This is a genomic window from Neisseria basseii (assembly GCF_962707005.1).
Classification (GTDB): Bacteria; Pseudomonadota; Gammaproteobacteria; order Burkholderiales; family Neisseriaceae; genus Neisseria; species Neisseria bergeri.
In genome coordinates this window covers 35131-52661 of record NZ_CAUIXH010000006.1, presented here as the reverse complement: position 1 = coordinate 52661, position 17531 = coordinate 35131, and the positions used below count along the sequence as shown (strand labels likewise).

The following is a 17531-nucleotide window of genomic DNA, read 5'->3' as shown; positions in this document are numbered from 1 at the left end:
TCAAATCAGTGGTGATGGCCGCAGCCACATTCTTTTTTCATATCGATTACCATACGGCCGGTGATTTTGCCTTCGCGCATTTCTTGGAAAATGGCGGGAGCTTCATCCAAAGCACGCAGTTGGACTTTGGGTACAACCAAACCTTCCGCGCCGAATTGGAAGGCTTCTTCCAAATCTTTGCGCGTGCCGACCAGCGAGCCGACCACTTCGATGCCGTCCAAAACCAAACGCGGGATGGACAAATCCATCGATTCCGGCGGCAGACCGACGGCAACCACACGTCCGCCCGCACGGACGCAATCCACGGCAGAGTTGAATGCGGCAGCAGATACGGCGGTTACGACCGCAGCGTGTGCGCCGCCGGTTTTTTCCTGAATCACTTTGGCAGCGTCTTCTTTGGCAGCGTTGACAACCAAATCCGCGCCGGTTTCTTTGGCAAACGCCAGCTTGTCGTCGTTGATGTCGATGGCGACAACGTGCGCGCCGAATACTTTTTTCGCGTATTGGACACCCAAGTTGCCCAAACCGCCCGCGCCGTAGATGGCAATCCACTGTCCCGGACGCACGCCGGACACTTTCACGGCTTTGTAGCAGGTAACGCCGGCACAGGTAATGCTGGACGCTTGGGCGGGGTCGAGTCCGTCGGGGACTTTGACCGCATAATCCGCATTGACGATGCAGTGGGTCGCCATACCGCCGTCGGCGGTGTAGCCCGCGTTCAATACGGAACGGCACAGGGTTTCGCGGCCGGTGTTGCAGTATTCGCACGAGCCGCAGCTTTGGAACAGCCAGGCGATGCTGACGCGGTCGCCGACTTTCAGATTTTTCACACCGTCGGCAACTTCTTTAACCAAACCGATGCCTTCGTGTCCCAATACGCGGCCCGGTTTGTCGCCGTAGTCGCCTGCCGCAACGTGCAGGTCGGTGTGGCACACGCCGCAATATTCGACTTCGACCAACGCCTCGCCGTATTCCAACGGGCGAACCTCGCGTTCGACTACTTCCACATCGCCTGCTACATTTTTATTCACAACAACTGCCTGCATTTTCATGATTGCGCTCCTTAGTTACGGTAAAAAAACCTGTAAACGGAATGTTGTCCGATATAAGGGTAAGCATACGCTTCCGCATCTTGCGGGTCAAATAGTATGTTGTTGAAAAATATAGATTATATGTTATATTATAACAGCTCGGAAAGGCGCAGCATCGGGGGCGGTTGCCGGATGCGGGGGCGGCAGGTTTCAAGTTTGAAAAACCGGATGGGCAAACCCGCAAAAATGCCGTCTGAACACAGCTTCAGACGGCATTTTTGCGGGTTTGCGGGTTCGGCGGAGGATTAGTCGAAGTCCGGGCAGTCCTGCCCGCTGCCGGCGGCGGAAAGCGTGCCGCCGTCGTTGAGCGTAACGATGCAGGTTTCGCCTTCGTTGGTCGCCGGATCGGGGACGGCCTGAAGGGTGAAGTGGTCGGGGTTGACTTTGCTTAAGGTAATGTTGAAATATTTGTTTTGTTTCAGTTTTTTTGGGTCATAGTTGTCAAACGTCCCTTTTTGGCGGTAGTAACGCTCCAAGTTTTGCGCGTTCATCAGCAGGGTGGATTTGACTTCCGACAGGCGGATGCGCCGGGTGTAGGCTTTATAAGAAGGGTAGGCGATGAGCGTCAGGATGCTGAGGATGGCGACGGCAATCAGCAGCTCGAGCAGCGTGAAGCCTTTTTGAACGTTTTTCATAGCAATGTGTTTCCATTTGTTTATCGGTCGGCGGCATTATAACGCCGTATCGGAAATGGCGGAATATGTAAACGGATTGAAATTTTCGGGAAAGCAGATTGTATAAACCATTTAAAACAAATGGTTATTTTTATTGTCGGCAGTTTGCCTCCTTGGATGGGGCAGGGACTTGCGGTAGAATCCGCTTCCGATTTATGGGATTGGCGCATACAGAGAATTGAAAATATGGCAAAAATGATGAAATGGGCGGCTGTTGCGGCAGTCGCGGCGGCAGCGGTTTGGGGCGGATGGTCTTATCTGAAGCCCGAACCGCAGGCTTCTTATATTACGGAAACGGTCAGGCGCGGCGACATCATCCGGACGGTTTCTGCGACAGGTGAGATTTCGCCGTCGAATCTGGTGTCGGTCGGCGCGCAGGCATCGGGGCAGATTAAGAAACTTTATGTCCGGCTCGGACAACAGGTCAAAAAGGGCGATTTGATTGCGGAAATCAATTCGACCACGCAGACCAACACGCTCAATATGGAAAAATCCAAATTGGAAACGTATCAGGCGAAGCTGGCATCGGCACAGATTGCATTGGGCAGCGCGGAGAAGAAATATAAGCGTCAGGCGGCGTTGTGGAAGGATGATGCGACCTCTAAAGAAGATTTGGAAAGCGCGCAGGATGCGCTTGCCGCCGCCAAAGCCAATGTTGCCGAGCTGAAGGCTTTAATCAGACAGAGCAAAATTTCCATCAATACCGCCGAGTCGGAATTGGGCTACACGCGCATTACCGCGACGATGGACGGCACGGTGGTGGCGATTCCCGTGGAAGAAGGGCAAACCGTGAACGCGGCGCAGTCTACGCCGACGATTGTCCAATTGGCGAATCTGGATATGATGTTGAACAAAATGCAGATTGCCGAGGGCGATATTACCAAGGTGAAGGCGGGGCAGGATATTTCGTTTACGATTTTGTCCGAACCGGATACGCCGATTAAGGCGAAGCTCGACAGCGTCGACCCCGGGCTGACCACGATGTCGTCGGGCGGCTACAACAGCAGTACGGATACGGCTTCCAATGCAGTCTATTATTATGCCCGTTCGTTTGTGCCCAATCCGGACGGCAAACTCGCCACGGGGATGACGACGCAGAATACGGTTGAAATCGACGGCGTGAAAAATGTGCTGATTATTCCGTCGCTGACCGTGAAAAATCGTGGCGGCAAGGCGTTTGTGCGCGTGTTGGGTGCAGACGGCAAAGCAGTGGAGCGCGAAATCCGAACCGGTATGAAAGACAGTATGAATACCGAAGTGAAAAGCGGTTTGAAAGAGGGGGACAAAGTGGTCATCTCCGAAATGACGGCGGACGAACAGCAGGAAAGCAGCGTGCGCGTGATGGGCGGCCCGCCGCGCTGATAAACGAATATGCCGTCTGAACACGGAAACGGTTTCAGACGGCATTTATCATACTGATTGACGGAACATTATGAGCTTGATCGAATGTAGAAACATCAACCGCTATTTCGGCAGCGGCGAGAACCGCGTCCATATTTTGAAAGACATCAGCCTGTCGATAGAGAAGGGCGATTTTGTCGCCATCATCGGGCAGTCCGGTTCGGGCAAGTCCACGCTGATGAACATACTCGGTTGTTTGGATACCGCCGGTTCCGGTTCGTACCGAATCGACGGCATCGAAACTGCCAAAATGCAGCCTGACGAACTGGCGGCATTGCGCCGCGAACGCTTCGGTTTCATCTTCCAACGCTACAACCTCTTAAGCTCGCTGACCGCAAGGGACAACGTCGCGCTGCCAGCCGTGTATATGGGTATGGGCGGCAAAGAGCGTTCCGCGCGGGCGGAGAAGTTGTTGCAGGATTTGGGTTTGGCAAGCAAAGAGGGCAACAAGCCCGGCGAACTCTCGGGCGGACAGCAGCAGCGCGTCTCCATCGCCCGCGCCCTGATGAACGGCGGAGAAATCATCTTCGCCGACGAGCCGACCGGCGCGCTCGATACCGCCAGCGGCAAAAACGTGATGGAAATCATCCATAAGCTGCACGAAGCCGGGCATACCGTCATTATGGTCACGCACGACCCCGGCATCGCCGCCAACGCCAACCGCGTCATCGAAATCCGGGACGGCGAAATCATTTCCGACACCTCGAAAAATCCCGAAATCCCCACAAGCAAGGTCGGGAGGATTCAGGAAAAAGCCTCGTGGTCGTTTTATTACGACCAGTTTGTCGAAGCCTTCAGAATGTCGGTGCAAGCAGTATTGGCGCACAAAATGCGTTCGCTTCTGACCATGCTCGGCATCATCATCGGTATCGCTTCGGTTGTCTCCGTCGTCGCATTGGGCAACGGTTCGCAGAAAAAAATCCTTGAAGACATCAGTTCGATGGGGACGAACACCGTCAGCATCTTCCCCGGGCGCGGTTTCGGCGACAGGCGCAGCGGCAAAATCAAAACCCTGACCATAGACGACGCGAAAATCATCGGCAAACAAAGCTATGTTGCTTCCGCCACGCCCATGACTTCGAGCGGCGGCACGCTGACTTACCGCAATACCGACCTGACCGCCTCGCTTTACGGCGTGGGCGAACAATATTTCGACGTGCGCGGGCTGAAGCTGGAAACGGGGCGGCTGTTTGACGAAAACGATGTGAAAGAAGACGCGCAGGTCGTCGTTATCGACCAAAATGTCAAAGACAAACTCTTTGCGGATTCGGATCCGTTGGGTAAAACCATTTTGTTCAGGAAACGCCCCTTGACCGTCATCGGTGTGATGAAAAAAGACGAAAACGCTTTCGGCAATTCCGACGTATTGATGCTGTGGTCGCCCTATACGACGGTGATGCACCAAATCACAGGCGAGAGCCACACCAACTCCATCACCGTCAAAATCAAAGACGATGCCAACACACAGGTTGCCGAAAAAGGGCTGACCGAGCTACTCAAAGCACGGCACGGCACGGAAGATTTCTTTATGAACAACAGCGACAGCATCAGGCAGATGGTTGAAAGCACCACCGGTACGATGAAGCTGCTGATTTCCTCCATCGCCCTGATTTCATTGGTAGTCGGCGGCATCGGCGTGATGAACATTATGCTGGTGTCCGTTACCGAGCGCACCAAAGAAATCGGCATACGGATGGCAATCGGTGCGCGGCGCGGCAATATCTTGCAGCAGTTTTTGATTGAGGCGGTGTTAATCTGCATCATCGGAGGCTTGGTCGGCGTAGGTTTGTCCGCCGCCGTCAGCCTCGTGTTCAATCATTTTGTAACCGATTTCCCGATGGACATTTCGGCGGCATCCGTTATCGGGGCGGTCGCCTGTTCGACCGGAATCGGCATCGCGTTCGGCTTTATGCCCGCCAACAAGGCGGCCAAACTCAATCCGATAGACGCATTGGCGCAGGATTGAGGTTGGCACAAAGATGCCGTCTGAAGCTGCCGCAACAGGCTTCAGACGGCATTTGAAAAAGGCTTGGAACACGGGTCCAAGCCTTTTGTTTTGCGGATGGGTTATTGATTTTTGCGGATGATTTCCTCCAGTTGGGGCATCGGGCTGTAGCCGCTTTGGGTGCGCCCGTTGGGGAAGACGAGGGTTGGTGTGCCGTTGAAGCCGAACTGTTCGCCCAAGGAAGTGGTTTCCGCGACGGGGTTGTCGCAGATGCTGCCGCCGGCCGGGAATTTGCCCTTACGCATCCATTCCGTCCACGCTTTGGCGCGGTCGGGCTGGCACCATAAGATTTGCGCCTTGCGTGCGGCATCGGGGTGCAGGCCGGCAATGGGCATCATAAAGCTGTAAACCGTCACGTCGGTCATTTTTTCAAACTCGTGTTCCAAGCGTTTGCAGAACGGACAGTCCGGGTCGGAGAAGACGGCGACTTTCAGCTTGCCGTTGCCGCGTACTTCTTTGATGGCTTTGTCCAAAGGCAGGGAAGCGAAGTCGATTTTGTTCAAATCTGCCATACGCTGTTCGGTGAGGTTTTTCCGGTTGTTGATGTCAAGAAGTTCGCCGGAAAATAGATAATCGGCGTTTGCATCGGTGTAGATAATCTGCCTTCCGCTGATGACGACTTCGTAAATGCCTCTGACCGGTGTTTCGCTGACGCTGATGACTTTCAGGTCTTGGGATTCGTAAATTTTTTCGAGGCGTGCTTTCAAGGCTTCGCCGACTTTTCCTTGTACGGGGGCGGCGGACTCGGCTTTGACGGCGGGTTCGGCGTTGGCGTTGGAAACTGGCGTTTGCCCGCAAGCCAGCAGCGGGAGGACGGTAAAGGGGGTTAAGATTTTGATTAACTTGGTTTTCATATAAAGATGATTGCGCGTGTTGGAAAAGAGGGCATTGTATCAAACCTCTGTTGCGCCTGCATTGCGCCGAGGCTCAATTTATCGTCTGAAAATAGCTTCCGGCTGTTAAAATACGCAAAAAAATGATTTGCCTGCTTGTATAATCTACCACCGCATCGCTGTAAACAGATGGCTGAGCGGACTTTAGTGCTGCTTGAGGTCGTCTGAAAGATTTGCTGCGGGCAACTGAAAGATTTTACCGACACTTTGAGAAAAATGATGAACCAACAAGAATACGCTGAATATCTGTTTAAGCTGCTGGGCGAAGAGCCGCAGGCAGCAGATAAATATAATGGCTGGGAAGATTATTTCTACGGTTTGTTTCAAGGTTTTATGCCCGACGGAGAAGGCGTGGCTGCGGTGTTTGAACCTTTGGAAAAGGGACAGGAATTGCTGGCGCGCATCATGCCTGTGTATCAAAACACTGCCGAACACAACCAAGAAATCCTCGACGGCGGCTATATTTCCGGCTATTTCTGCCCGCCTGTGCAAGATGAGGCAGAAGTGAGAGAGACGGGTGAGCGTTTGTTGGAAGGGTTGCGCGAATTTGCCCGCTTTGTTGAAGACGAAGAGCTGATTGCAGCCTTGGCAGCGATTAAACAGATACGTTTGGGTGAGCCTGCGGAAGAGTTTGACGATACTCGGGATTTGTTGGGAGAGGTATTTGGCGAATGGCAGACGGGTAATACAGATGACAACAGTCCCGAACAAGTGTTGGACGAAGCCTATTATTCTATAAATTGCGATTATTACCTGTCCGCCTATCTGCAATATCCGCTTTACCGTAACAAGCCTGACAGTGATTTTCTCCGCCCTTATTTCGATTTGTGGAAACAGGGTTATGGCTTTACTTTAGGTAAAGACTGTTTGTATTTGTGCAAATAGCTTCCGTTTTTTCAGACGACCTCAAACATTTTTTACACACCATGATCTACCACCGTATCGCCGTAAACGTGCCGCTTTCAGACGGCCTTTTGACTTATTCGTATTCCGAGCCGCTTCCTCCGGGAACGCGGGTGCTTGTGCCTTTTCGCAATAAAACTGTTGTCGGGATGGTGTGGGAAACGGATATCGCGCCCGATATGGATACGGCGCGGATTTTGAGCGTTCAGACGGCCTTTTCGGACGAACCACCGCTGCCTGAAAGCTGGCGTGATTTGCTCTCGTTTACGTCGCGTTATTACCACTATCCGACGGGGCAGGCGGTGTTTGCCGCGCTGCCGCAGGGTTTGAAGGAAACGCGCGCGGTGGAAATGCCGCAGCCGCCCTTGTTTTATGCGTTGAACGAAGCGGGCAGGGCGCAAACGCCGCCGCCGGCACGGTTCAACAAAAAAGCGGCTTTGTGGGACGCGCTGCTGTCGGGCGGAATGATGATGGCGGCGTTGAAGCAGGTGAACGCGCAGGCGGCGAAATTGATTGAGGATTGGGCTGAACAAGGCTGGATTGAAACGACGGAAGCGGCGAAACCTGTATTGAGGTCGTACCACGGGCAGGCTTCGCACTCTGAATTTGTGTTGAATGCCGACCAACGGCAGGCTTCCGATGCCATTCAGACGGCATTGGGACGCTTCCGGCCGTTTCTGCTGTACGGCATCACTGGTAGCGGCAAGACCGAAGTGTATTTTGATGCGATGGCGAAAGTGTTGGCGCAGGGGCGGCAGGTGTTGTTTCTGTTGCCCGAAATCAACCTCACGCCGCAGCTTTTGAAGCGGGTGGAAAACCGTTTTGCCGACGTACCGACTGCCGTGTTGCACAGCCGGATGGCGGCAGGCAGGCGCACGCAGGATTATCTGCGCGCGATGTCGGGGCAGGCGAAGCTGGTCATCGGCACGCGGCTGGCGGTGTTCACGCCGATGGATGATGTCGGGCTGATTGTGGTCGATGAGGAACACGACGGCTCGTTCAAACAAGACAACGAATTGCGCTACCACGCCCGCGATTTGGCGGTGTGGCGGGCGAAGCAGGGCGGCTGCCCCGTCGTGTTGGGCAGTGCTACGCCCAGTTTGGAGAGTTGGCACAAGGCGCAAAGCGGCGCGTACCGCCTGCTGCAACTGACCGAACGCGCCCATACCGCCGCGCAACTGCCGCAAGTGGACATTCTCAACGTAGGCCGTCTGAAACTCGACAACGGTTTCTCGCCGCAAGCCTTGCAGCTTTTGAAACAGAACTTTGAAGCGGGCGGTATGTCGCTGGTGTACCTCAACCGTCGCGGTTTCGCGCCCGCGCTGTTTTGCGGCGACTGCGGCCATACCTTCGGCTGCCCGAACTGCTCCGCCAAAATGGTGCTGCACCAACGCGCCCACCAACTGCGCTGCCACCACTGCGACCACCGCGAACCCGTCCCGTTCAAATGCCCCGACTGCGGCAACCAAGATCTGACCGCCGTCGGACACGGCACGCAGCGCGTCGAAGAAACCCTGCGCGCCTTCCTGCCCAAGGCAGCCGTCGTCCGCGTCGACAGGGACAGCACCGCGCATAAAAACGACTGGGTGGATTTGTACCGCCGCATCGCCGACAACGAAATCGACATTCTGGTCGGTACGCAGATGCTCGCCAAAGGCCATGATTTTGCGCGGCTCAACCTCGTTATCGTATTGAACGCCGACGGCAGCCTGTACAGCGCGGATTTCCGCGCACCGGAAAGGCTGTTTGCCGAGCTGATGCAGGTGTCAGGCAGGGCGGGGCGCGCCGACAAACCCGGCAAGGTGTTGATACAGACCCAACTGCCCGAACATCCTGTCTTCGCCGCCGTCAAAGCGCAAGACTATGCCGTGTTTGCCGAAAACGAATTAAACGAACGGCAAATGTTCGCCATGCCGCCCTTTGGTTTCCAGATCGCCATCCGCGCCGACGCGCCGCGTGTTGCCGATGCGATGGAATTTCTCAATGCAGCCAAAGAAACCCTCGCCCCGCTTTTGCCAGAAAGCGTCTCCCAGTTCGGCGCCGCCCCTATGCTGATGGTGCGCCTCGCCGAACGCGAACGCGCGCAAATCTTCCTCGAATCCCCATCCCGACAGGATTTGCACCGCGCCGTGAGTTTGTGGGTGCAGGTGTTGCAGCAAAACCGCGACGGCAAAATCAGATGGTCGGTGGATGTCGATCCGCAGGAGGCTTGATTATTGGCAATCCGATGCCGTCTGAAATTTTCAGACGGCCTTTTGTTTTATTCCGGATCATCCGTAAACGCATTTGCCCGAAAGATTGGTACGAATGTCAGCAGGTAAAGCACAAACACGGCGACGGTCAGAATCGCGGGGACAGTGATAAAGAATATCGGATTTACGTTCATTAAAACAGCGCGCGAGACGGCGGCGGCGAAAAGGATGGGGACGGCAATGCGGCAGAGCTTAGGGTAGTCGAGCTTGGTAAAGCCGCTGTGCCACAGTCCGGCGGTCAGCCACACCATCATCACGCCGCCCATCATGCCGCCGAGGGTAATCAGGTGCAGAGGCGCGGAGGCGGGCAGGTTTTGCAGTTTCGCCGCGCCTGTCCACAGATAGCCTGCGGCGGCAAAGAGTTGGAGCAGGTAATAAGTGCGGACGTAGTGTTTGCGCAGGAGTTCGTGATGGTGCAGTTCGCGCAGCTTGGCAAGCAGGATGAAGCCGACGGCGAGCGCGGTAAAACCGGCGGTTTGCGCGGGCAGCCAAAGTTCGGCGGCGGCGTGCAGCAACAGGAAGGTGATGGCGATGTTTTTATAGACAACGTTGGGGATGAATACAGGGTCTTTCAGACGGCATTTTTTGAGGGCTTCCGCGCCCAAAAGGACGCTGACGCGCACGGATACGAACATGACCGCTGCCATGTTCAAATGCACTTGCGCGCGCAACAGGTTTAAATCGCCGGTTGCAGCGTATGCCGTCTGAAAAACGGTAAATGCGGCAAGCAACGTCAAAAGAGCGAAGTTGTCAGTGTTGCGGTCGAGCCAAATCAGCCAGGCGCAGAACAGCAGCAACACCAGCCAATAGGCGGCAACGAAAAATGCGGCAAGTTGCGGTAAAAATGGCAATAAAACAGCCGTAACAAGCAACAACACCGCCATCAAAGTAGCGGCAGGTTTCAGGTTGCCCGAAAAACCCGTCCAGTCCAACAAAGCGGCAGTCAAAAAACCGCCGTATGCCGCCGGCAGCATAAGTTCCAAGAAAATTTGGCGGTGCAGGACGATGGCACCGGGGTTGATGAAAAACACCAACGCACCGAGTATGGCAAGTACCGCCGCACCGACGAAAAACGGCCGCATGGGGTGGGTGAAAAATTTATTCATAATAATGAATCCCCTGAAACTCCATTACCACCACGGCTTCTTCAAAAGCCGAATTGCGTTCGGACAGCGGCGTGGGCAGGGTTATCACGTTTTGCACGTTCATGCCCTTAGCGGAAAGCAGCATAATTTCATGGCTCAGGCGCGCGGCTTCGAAGCGGTCGTGCGTTACCAGCATACACGCCATGCCCTGCCGCTCGATTTTTTCCACCAGCATGGCGACCAAAATATCGCGCAAATCGCGGTCCAAACCGACAAATGGCTCGTCCAGCAAGGCAAGGTCGCAGCCACACAGCAGCAGGCGTAAAAATGCCACCCGTTTCGCCATGCCGCCGGACAACTCGGTCGGATATTTGTTCAAATCACCCGAAGTCAGCCCGACTTTCGTCGCCAGTGCGATGATTTCTCCTTCATCGGGTTTGTCCATAAAAATCGCGATATTCTGCATCGCGGTCAGGTTTTCAGGCAGGCGGTTTTCCTGAAACAGAAAACCCGTTTTGCGGAAAGTATTGCGTATCGTGCCCGATTTCGGCGTTTCCAAGCCCGCAATCAGCCGCAAAGCCGTCGTCTTGCCGCAGCCGCTCGGCCCGAACAAGGCCTTCACTTCGCCATGTTGCAGGTTCAAACTGAAATCGCGCACGATGGGGTCGCGGAGAATTTCAAAACGCACGTTTTCAAGACAGAGCATCACCTTCTCCACGGCATAAACAAAATTTCCAAAGGCTTGGTAATCAAGTATTCAAACAGCGACACAAACACGATAACCAACACCACATAAGCCATCACCGTCGAAGTCTCCAGCATCGCCCTCGCATCCGCAATCCGCGCGCCCACGCCTTCGCTCGCGCCCAAGAGTTCCGCCATAATCACCACCTTCACACCCATCGCCACCGCTACGCCGACGCTGGAAATCACATAGCCCGTCAGATGCGGGATATACAGATAACGGATTTTTTTCAGACGGCCTAATTTATAAGCGTCAAACAACTCCTCATGCTGCTTGTTCACGCTCGCCATCCCGACCGCCGCACTCGCAAACGTCAGCGGCGCAACCAACACAATGATGGTAAACAACACGCTCGGATTGCCGAAACCGAACCAAAACAACGCCATCACCACCCAAATAATCGGCGGCATCGCCAACAAAATTGTAATCACAGGCTTGAGCAACGCCATCGCCGTTTTAAAACTGCCCGCCACCAGCCCCGCTGCCAATCCCGCTACCAAAGCAATCGAAATGCCCACCACCGACCGCCACAGCGAAATCCCGATTTCGTTTTCCTGAAAATATTTCAATAAATTCAAGGACTTTTGAAAAACCTCCACCGGAGCAGGCAGCATAAACTCACCGAACACGGCGCTGCCCCACGCCCACAACGCCACCACCACCATCGCCACGCCCAGACCGGCAAAGCCGCTCCAAAGGTAGTCGATGATGTAAAACAGCGCAGGCTGCGGTTTGCGGATTTTGTCGGTTTTAATCATGGTTTGGGTGTTGGTTCATAGTGATGGTTTGGAGATGATAGGCTGTCTGAAAAGTTGGGTGGACAATCGGACAAACACCATAAGTTCTTTTCAGACGACTTTCTTATGCTCCTGCTCCTTATGCAGATAACTACCTTTGGTGGTGATATAGAACGTGTTTTGCAGTTTGCGTATGGGGAAATTCTTTAGGTTTTAATTTAAACACACTGTATTTACAGTTAAACCAATTCATCTATACCGATAGATTTTAAGTATTGATATGTCCCATCATAAAACTCTTTTTGACGCGTGTTATCACTTTCACTGCCTTTGGGAATCCAGATTACCATGCCCTGCCTCGCTCTGGTCAATAAAACTCGATAAGCATTTTTAGTAAACTGTTTATCCTCTTCTTTATTGATATTTTGCCATTTGTACCCTTTAAAGTATTGGTAGCACCACTGGTTATCCTGATAATAGAAATTTTCTCCCCAAGCTAGACATACCCAATCAAACTCAAGTCCTTGAACGTCAAACTCTGTTGCCACATCTTCTAAAAAATAAGAGGAACGCACATCATCTTTGGGATTTAAAAACCAATTGGCCACGTCGATTTCATTTTTGACATGCACTCCTAATGCTTTCAGACGACGCGCCCCAGATGAAGCCACCAAGCCATAACGCTCACTTCCTTTGGCTTGTGCCTTTACCCATGCTTTAGCCTTTTGCAAATCTCTTGTAAGTACAATAGGATAATTGCTTTTAATTTCTCTCCAAAGTGACTTGGCTTGTTCATCCATGTCTAATAACGCGTGTACCCATGCCGAAACTTTTTCTGACCGAAACGAACGCACTGAAGTAGCCAGATGTAACTGGTTTTGCTCAACGCCTGTCGTAGATAACCAGTTTTTTATTGCAGCATCTTGTAAATAATTGTCTTGATTGACAATTAAATTAGAATAATGCACCTGCCAATCTGTGTAAGAAGATTTCAAAGCTTGCATCCAGGCAACAAGACCTGCTTCCCCTGTGTTGATTTCTTGACCTCCTCCAATCAAGCAAACTATCACACACCAATCTTGATGGCGATTCATTACCTCAATCAAAAATTCTGGTTCAGACTGATTAAAATCTGGCCGTCCGCGTTTTTGACGCATAAATTTACAAGTTTGATGTTTATTCCACGCTCGTTGTGCTTCATCAAATACCACAACTTTTTCAGTTGGTGCCTGTGAATTTTTCAAATATTCATCTCTAAAATGATGAATATTTTGAATGAATGCTTTGATTGCCTTTAATGCATTTTCTTTTTTGATTTTATTTTTAATGACACTATCTCTTGCTAAAGCCTCTTGCAAAACTTGTACCAACGGGCCATTTCCTGATAAGAAAACAGCGTGCTCATCTTCTGCTACTTTTAAACGCTGATTAGCAATATTGAGCCCAGCCAATGTCTTCCCTGCACCTGGAACACCAGTAACAAAACAAATAGCTTTTTTACTCCCTTGTTTGGCTTGCTCAATAATGTTACTAATGCAATTAGCCGTAGCTGATAAATTTTTTGCACCAGCATCTGAACGCGTGATTTCTGCAACATCATGATTTTGATAAAGTGCTTGTGCTGCTTCAATAATGGTAGGCGTTGGTTTGTATGGAGATTGCTCCCAAGCTAAAACATCCATCAGACTACTTGAATCATGAGGTTTTAAAAACTCATTTAAATTCTGCGCATTCAATAAAATTGCCTGATCTAGATTTTGTGCTGTCTGAAAATTATTTTCAAAAATTGGCGCTTTCTCTGCAATCAATATAGGAATTAAATTTACATAATGACTACCTTCATGAAAATTTCGTAAATCAAGTGCATAGTCAATCACTTGGTCAATGGCATGCTTATCATATTGTTCGCTGCCAATTTTAAACTCTAGCAAAAAAATCTTATCTCCAAGAATTACAATATTATCAACACGCTTCCCCATTCTTGGAATTGAAAATTCAAAATAAATATAACCAGTTAGTTCTGCTAATTGTGACTTTAAAATGGTAATTTGCCGTTCCCATGCATTTTGTTGCGATTTTTCTAGTGTTTGATAGCCATGATGTTTAGCTAATGTACCAAGAATATTTAAATCATCTTCCTGGATAAAATCAGCAATACTTTTACCATAATAAGCTCTTAACATAATTTATCTACCTAATATTAATTGTGTTTCTTATAAAAATAGTTCTTCAATATAATGCTTCTACCTATCCCGTTTTCCCAATAACTCTGGCTGGTAAATTTCCACCAGCGAGCAGGCTTTGCAGCGTTTGCCGTAGTTGGACGGCGGGGTTTGGCTGCTATTTTAGAAGTTCGCGCACGGCAGCGATGGTGGCGTGTGTTTGGGTGTGTAGGCCGTCTGAAAAAAGTAGGTCGGATACTCGTATCCGACAGCCCTTTTAGCCGAAATGCCGGATTCAAGAATCCGACCTACGCTGCTGATAATGTCCTGATAGTCCGTCTGAAAATGATAAGGCAGATTTCATGGCCACTCCATTATTTTCAGACGGCCTTTCTCCCATTTTAAGCCAAGAAGAACCCGTTATCCGGCAGCTTGCCGCCCAAGAGTTTCGGGTTGAACTGCATCAGGATTTCGTAAAATTTCAAAATCTCGTTCTTCACTTCGCTGCCTTTGGTTACCGTCAGCCGCGCGCCGTCCAAGCCCATGACTAGGGCGGGTTCGGGGGCGGGGAGGTAGTTTTTGCCGATTTTTGCCGCGCTTTGGCGGTTGGCCAGTATCCAGTTGAGCGCGTTTTTCAAATCCTGATGGAAGATGTCGAACTGCGCCTTGTGCGCATGGAAATATTCTTCGTTGGCGATGATGCCCGCCATCGGAATCAGCGGTTTGGTGTCAAACGCCTGCCCCCATGCTTTCACCAAATCAAAACCGCGCACGACGTTCACACCCATAGTTTTGCCTTTGAGCATACCCGCGCTCGCCATCGGTTCGGGCAGGATGGCAGCGTGGTAGTCCTTGCTCAAAAACAGTCCCACCGCTTCGGGTGGCGTGGCGGTGTAGGTGATGCCGACTTTGTGCGCGTCGATTTTCAGTTTTTTCAACAAGGCTTGCAGCACGATGTCGGGCATGTCGTTTTTAAACGGCACAAGGATTTTTTTGCCGACCAAATCCTGCGGCGAGGCAATCGCGCTGCCTTTGCAGACCAACTGCGTGATGCCGTTGGTCAAAATATTCACCATGCCGACTTTCTGCCCTTGGTTGCGCAGGTTTACGCCGACATTGCTCGGACTCATCATCACTTTAAATTGCCCGCTCGCCACGCCCGCGCGAAGCTGGTCGGGCGAACGCCAAACCTTGAGCGACACATCCGCCTGCTTCGCCAGCTTGCCTTGCAACGCTGCTACGGCAATGGTTACGCTGGGCATTGCCGGTGCGCCGTACACGGTAAATTGTTCTTTACCGGCTGCCAACAATGAAGGCGAAACGCCTGCGGCTGCCAGCGCGGCGGTCATTTTTAAGAAATCGCGTCTTTTCAGTTCCATTTTTTATCTCCTAATTCTTAATAAGCCAATGCAGGCATTCTTTCAGACGGCCTGATTTTAAAAAGCCGCGTGTAAACTCAACCAATATGTCCTGCCCGGTGCATACACGACACCGGGGGATAGGGCGAGGACGTGGTCGCCGCTGATGTGTTCGGTGTATTTTTTGTTGAACACGTTGTTTACGCCCAGGCGCAAGCCGTATTTGTCTTTGAAGTTTACGCCTGCGTACACATCGGCAACGGTAAAGCCTTTGGCGGCTTCGCGTTTGTCTATGCCCAGACCGCTTGCCGCGTCAAAATCGCCGCGCGTTTGTTTGGCGACAAAGCGTGTTGCCGCGCCGATGTTGTAGCTGCCGTGGACAAAGTAGTTTTTGTAGTCGGCTTGGACGGCGGCTTCAAACGGACGGATTTGATAGAGCGGCCTGCCATCGGTTTCATTGTGCCCGTAGTTGTAGGCGGCTTTGATGCCTGCCGCCCAATGTGGATTGAAGTTGTAACGCGCGTAGGCCTGCGCGGTGAACAATCGTGCGTCCACGTTGCGTGTGATGATACCGCTGCCTTTGGAAGCCGTGCCGCTTTGTCCGCGTGCGCGGTCAAAAATAATCAGGTCTTTGACTTTGTCCGCCACAAGAGTGCCGCCCACGTTCCAGCCAGCACCTGCCAACGAGTTCATGTAGCCGTTGTAGTAGTCGTTGCGGCTGTCGGCGGTGAGCTTGATGCGGTTGTGTTTTTCGGTTTTCAGCAGGGGATTGCCTGCGATGGCGGCGGCTGGATTTTGGTTCATCAGTGCGCCGTTCATGCGGTTTTGCACGATGGCGGCAAGCGAGTTGAAGCGTTCGGTGTTGTCGCCGATGCGTTCTAAGTGAGCAAGGGAAACGCTGTATTTTTGCGTTTCAGACGGCGTGAAATCGTATTTGAGTTCACCGGAGAAGGCATGACGGCGAACTTTGCCGTTGAAGTCGTAACCGTAATGGGTTTCCCAGATTTGCTGCGCCGAGGCGAAGGCGAGATTGCGGTTCATCGGATGGGCGGGCTGCGCCGTATTTTTGCGTACGTCCGCTTCATTGAGCTCGTAGCTTAAGCCCAAGCCCAGTTTGTGTCGGTCGTCAAACTTGTAAGACAAGGTATTGGCAATGCGCCAGCGGTCAATGTGTACATCGGCGAAACGGTAGCCGTTGAGGAAATCACGCATGGCGGTGTGGGCGTTGCGCTCGCCGTTTTGACTGTCGTTGCGGTAGCTGACGGCTGCCGTGTTGTGGAACTTGCCGAAATCCGCATCGTGTTTGAGCGAGAAGTCGTACACTTTGCGGTCAAGTTCTACAAACATTTGTTGCGGCGTGTTGTTTGGACGCAGTGAGTAATTGTCGGCATGGCGTTTGAGTTTGATGACGCCTGCTTCCGCGCTTACCGTATTGCTCAAATCGGCATTGCCCCAACGCGCGTTGAGTTTGGCGATGTGGCGTTCGGTGTCCAATGCGTCGTTGACGAACTGCGGCTGGCGGTCGTTGTTGATGTCGTCGTGTAGGTAGGTGAGGCGGTATTCTTGATTTTCAGACGGCACGAAACCGAGTACCAAAGCTTGATTAAAACGGCTGTATTTCCAATCGGTGTCGCGCCCACCGCCATCTTTGTAGCCGTTTGCCTTGGTGTGATTGAGGTTGGCTACGCCATACACCTTCGCCCCGCGTGCTTGCGCGGTAACGGAGTTGTAAAAGCTTTTGCCGTAGAAGCCGCTGTTTGCCTTCAGCGGACGGAAGGCTTGGTCTATGTTTTCGGTAACAAAGTAATGATCGCTGCGGTCGGTGCGGTCGAATTGGTTTTCGGGGAAATAGCCTTGTGCGGCGGTCGGTGCAATCGGTTTGGGCGGGGAGAAGGTTTTGACGGATTGTATTTCTTCAGTATTTGCCGGTTGTTCCGCCCAAGATGGCGCAACGGAAAAAACGGTCATTAAGACCCATAGGAGCGGATTCGGTTTCATTTTCCAGCCTTTTTGATAATAATTATTATTTATTATCCTATTAAAAATATTTTAAGTAAACAAGAAAATGATATAAAAACGCCTAGAGCGTGATACATCGGTCGAAACTTGATTTTTGGAGCGTTGCGGCAGATTGATTTGGAACTGTTGCCATACTGTCGTTTTTGCGGCGGCTGATAAAAAAGGCTGTATTTTAATAATCCGTTGATTACAACTACTTGTCAGGG

The 17531-nt window shown here is 51.9% G+C and carries 13 protein-coding genes and 1 pseudogene; 4 read left to right on the top strand and 10 right to left on the bottom strand.

All coding sequences use genetic code 11. The annotated features are described in order from the left end of the window. Positions 1-5: 5 nt before the first annotated feature. On the bottom strand, positions 6-1052 hold the full coding sequence (adhP, locus tag Q9I99_RS04900; RefSeq protein WP_301667056.1) for an alcohol dehydrogenase AdhP: 1047 nt from the start codon (positions 1050-1052) through the stop codon (positions 6-8). A gap of 284 nt (positions 1053-1336) precedes the next feature. After that, positions 1337-1726 (bottom strand): type IV pilin protein, encoded by a 390-nt coding sequence (locus Q9I99_RS04895; RefSeq protein ID WP_118997721.1) that lies wholly within the window; start codon positions 1724-1726, stop codon positions 1337-1339. 225 nt (positions 1727-1951) lie between these two features. Here Q9I99_RS04895 and Q9I99_RS04890 point away from each other — a divergent pair, with 225 nt between their 5' ends. Continuing rightward, positions 1952-3127, top strand: a complete 1176-nt coding sequence (locus tag Q9I99_RS04890; RefSeq protein ID WP_301667055.1) for a MacA family efflux pump subunit — start codon at positions 1952-1954, stop codon at positions 3125-3127. Positions 3128-3197: 70 nt separating this feature from the next. Beyond that, positions 3198-5132 (top strand): MacB family efflux pump subunit, encoded by a 1935-nt coding sequence (locus Q9I99_RS04885; protein ID WP_301667054.1) that lies wholly within the window; start codon positions 3198-3200, stop codon positions 5130-5132. Between the two features lie 101 nt (positions 5133-5233). Here Q9I99_RS04885 and Q9I99_RS04880 read toward each other — a convergent pair whose 3' ends face one another. Further along, positions 5234-6025, bottom strand: a complete 792-nt coding sequence (locus Q9I99_RS04880; RefSeq protein ID WP_301667053.1) for a DsbC family protein — start codon at positions 6023-6025, stop codon at positions 5234-5236. A gap of 255 nt (positions 6026-6280) precedes the next feature. Here Q9I99_RS04880 and Q9I99_RS04875 point away from each other — a divergent pair, with 255 nt between their 5' ends. Together Q9I99_RS04875 and Q9I99_RS04870 are read left to right on the top strand one after the other, a co-directional pair. Then, positions 6281-6949 carry a hypothetical protein gene (locus tag Q9I99_RS04875; protein ID WP_301667052.1) on the top strand — a complete coding sequence of 223 codons (669 nt, stop codon included), beginning with the start codon at positions 6281-6283 and terminating at the stop codon, positions 6947-6949. A gap of 41 nt (positions 6950-6990) precedes the next feature. Beyond that, a complete protein-coding gene (locus Q9I99_RS04870; protein ID WP_301667117.1) occupies positions 6991-9180 on the top strand; it encodes a primosomal protein N' in 2190 nt (729 codons plus the stop codon). Between the two features lie 47 nt (positions 9181-9227). Here Q9I99_RS04870 and Q9I99_RS04865 read toward each other — a convergent pair whose 3' ends face one another. The 7 genes and pseudogenes from Q9I99_RS04865 to Q9I99_RS04835 all read right to left on the bottom strand — a co-directional run bounded on the left by Q9I99_RS04865 (position 9228) and on the right by Q9I99_RS04835 (position 17304). After that, the gene (locus Q9I99_RS04865) at positions 9228-10325 is read right to left on the bottom strand and encodes an NnrS family protein (RefSeq protein WP_301667051.1); all 1098 of its coding nucleotides are present in this window, start codon (positions 10323-10325) and stop codon (positions 9228-9230) included. Further along, the gene (locus Q9I99_RS04860) at positions 10318-11010 is read right to left on the bottom strand and encodes an ATP-binding cassette domain-containing protein (RefSeq protein ID WP_301667050.1); all 693 of its coding nucleotides are present in this window, start codon (positions 11008-11010) and stop codon (positions 10318-10320) included. Before Q9I99_RS04860 ends, Q9I99_RS04865 begins: the two co-directional genes overlap by 8 nt. Beyond that, a complete protein-coding gene (locus tag Q9I99_RS04855) occupies positions 11010-11807 on the bottom strand; it encodes an ABC transporter permease (RefSeq protein ID WP_301667049.1) in 798 nt (265 codons plus the stop codon). The genes Q9I99_RS04860 and Q9I99_RS04855 overlap by 1 nt, the downstream gene beginning before the upstream one ends. 218 nt (positions 11808-12025) lie before the next feature. Then, complete coding sequence (locus Q9I99_RS04850) at positions 12026-13969, bottom strand: DUF2075 domain-containing protein (RefSeq protein WP_301667048.1); 1944 nt, start codon at positions 13967-13969, stop codon at positions 12026-12028. A 60-nt stretch (positions 13970-14029) separates the two neighbouring features. Continuing rightward, positions 14030-14198, bottom strand: a pseudogene (locus Q9I99_RS04845) (CRISPR-associated protein Cas4); the annotation flags it as partial. A 151-nt stretch (positions 14199-14349) separates the two neighbouring features. Next, positions 14350-15327, bottom strand: coding sequence for an ABC transporter substrate-binding protein (locus Q9I99_RS04840; RefSeq protein ID WP_204827722.1), 978 nt, complete (start codon positions 15325-15327; stop codon positions 14350-14352). A 57-nt stretch (positions 15328-15384) separates the two neighbouring features. Then, positions 15385-17304 (bottom strand): TonB-dependent receptor, encoded by a 1920-nt coding sequence (locus Q9I99_RS04835; RefSeq protein WP_301667047.1) that lies wholly within the window; start codon positions 17302-17304, stop codon positions 15385-15387. Positions 17305-17531 lie beyond the last annotated feature (227 nt).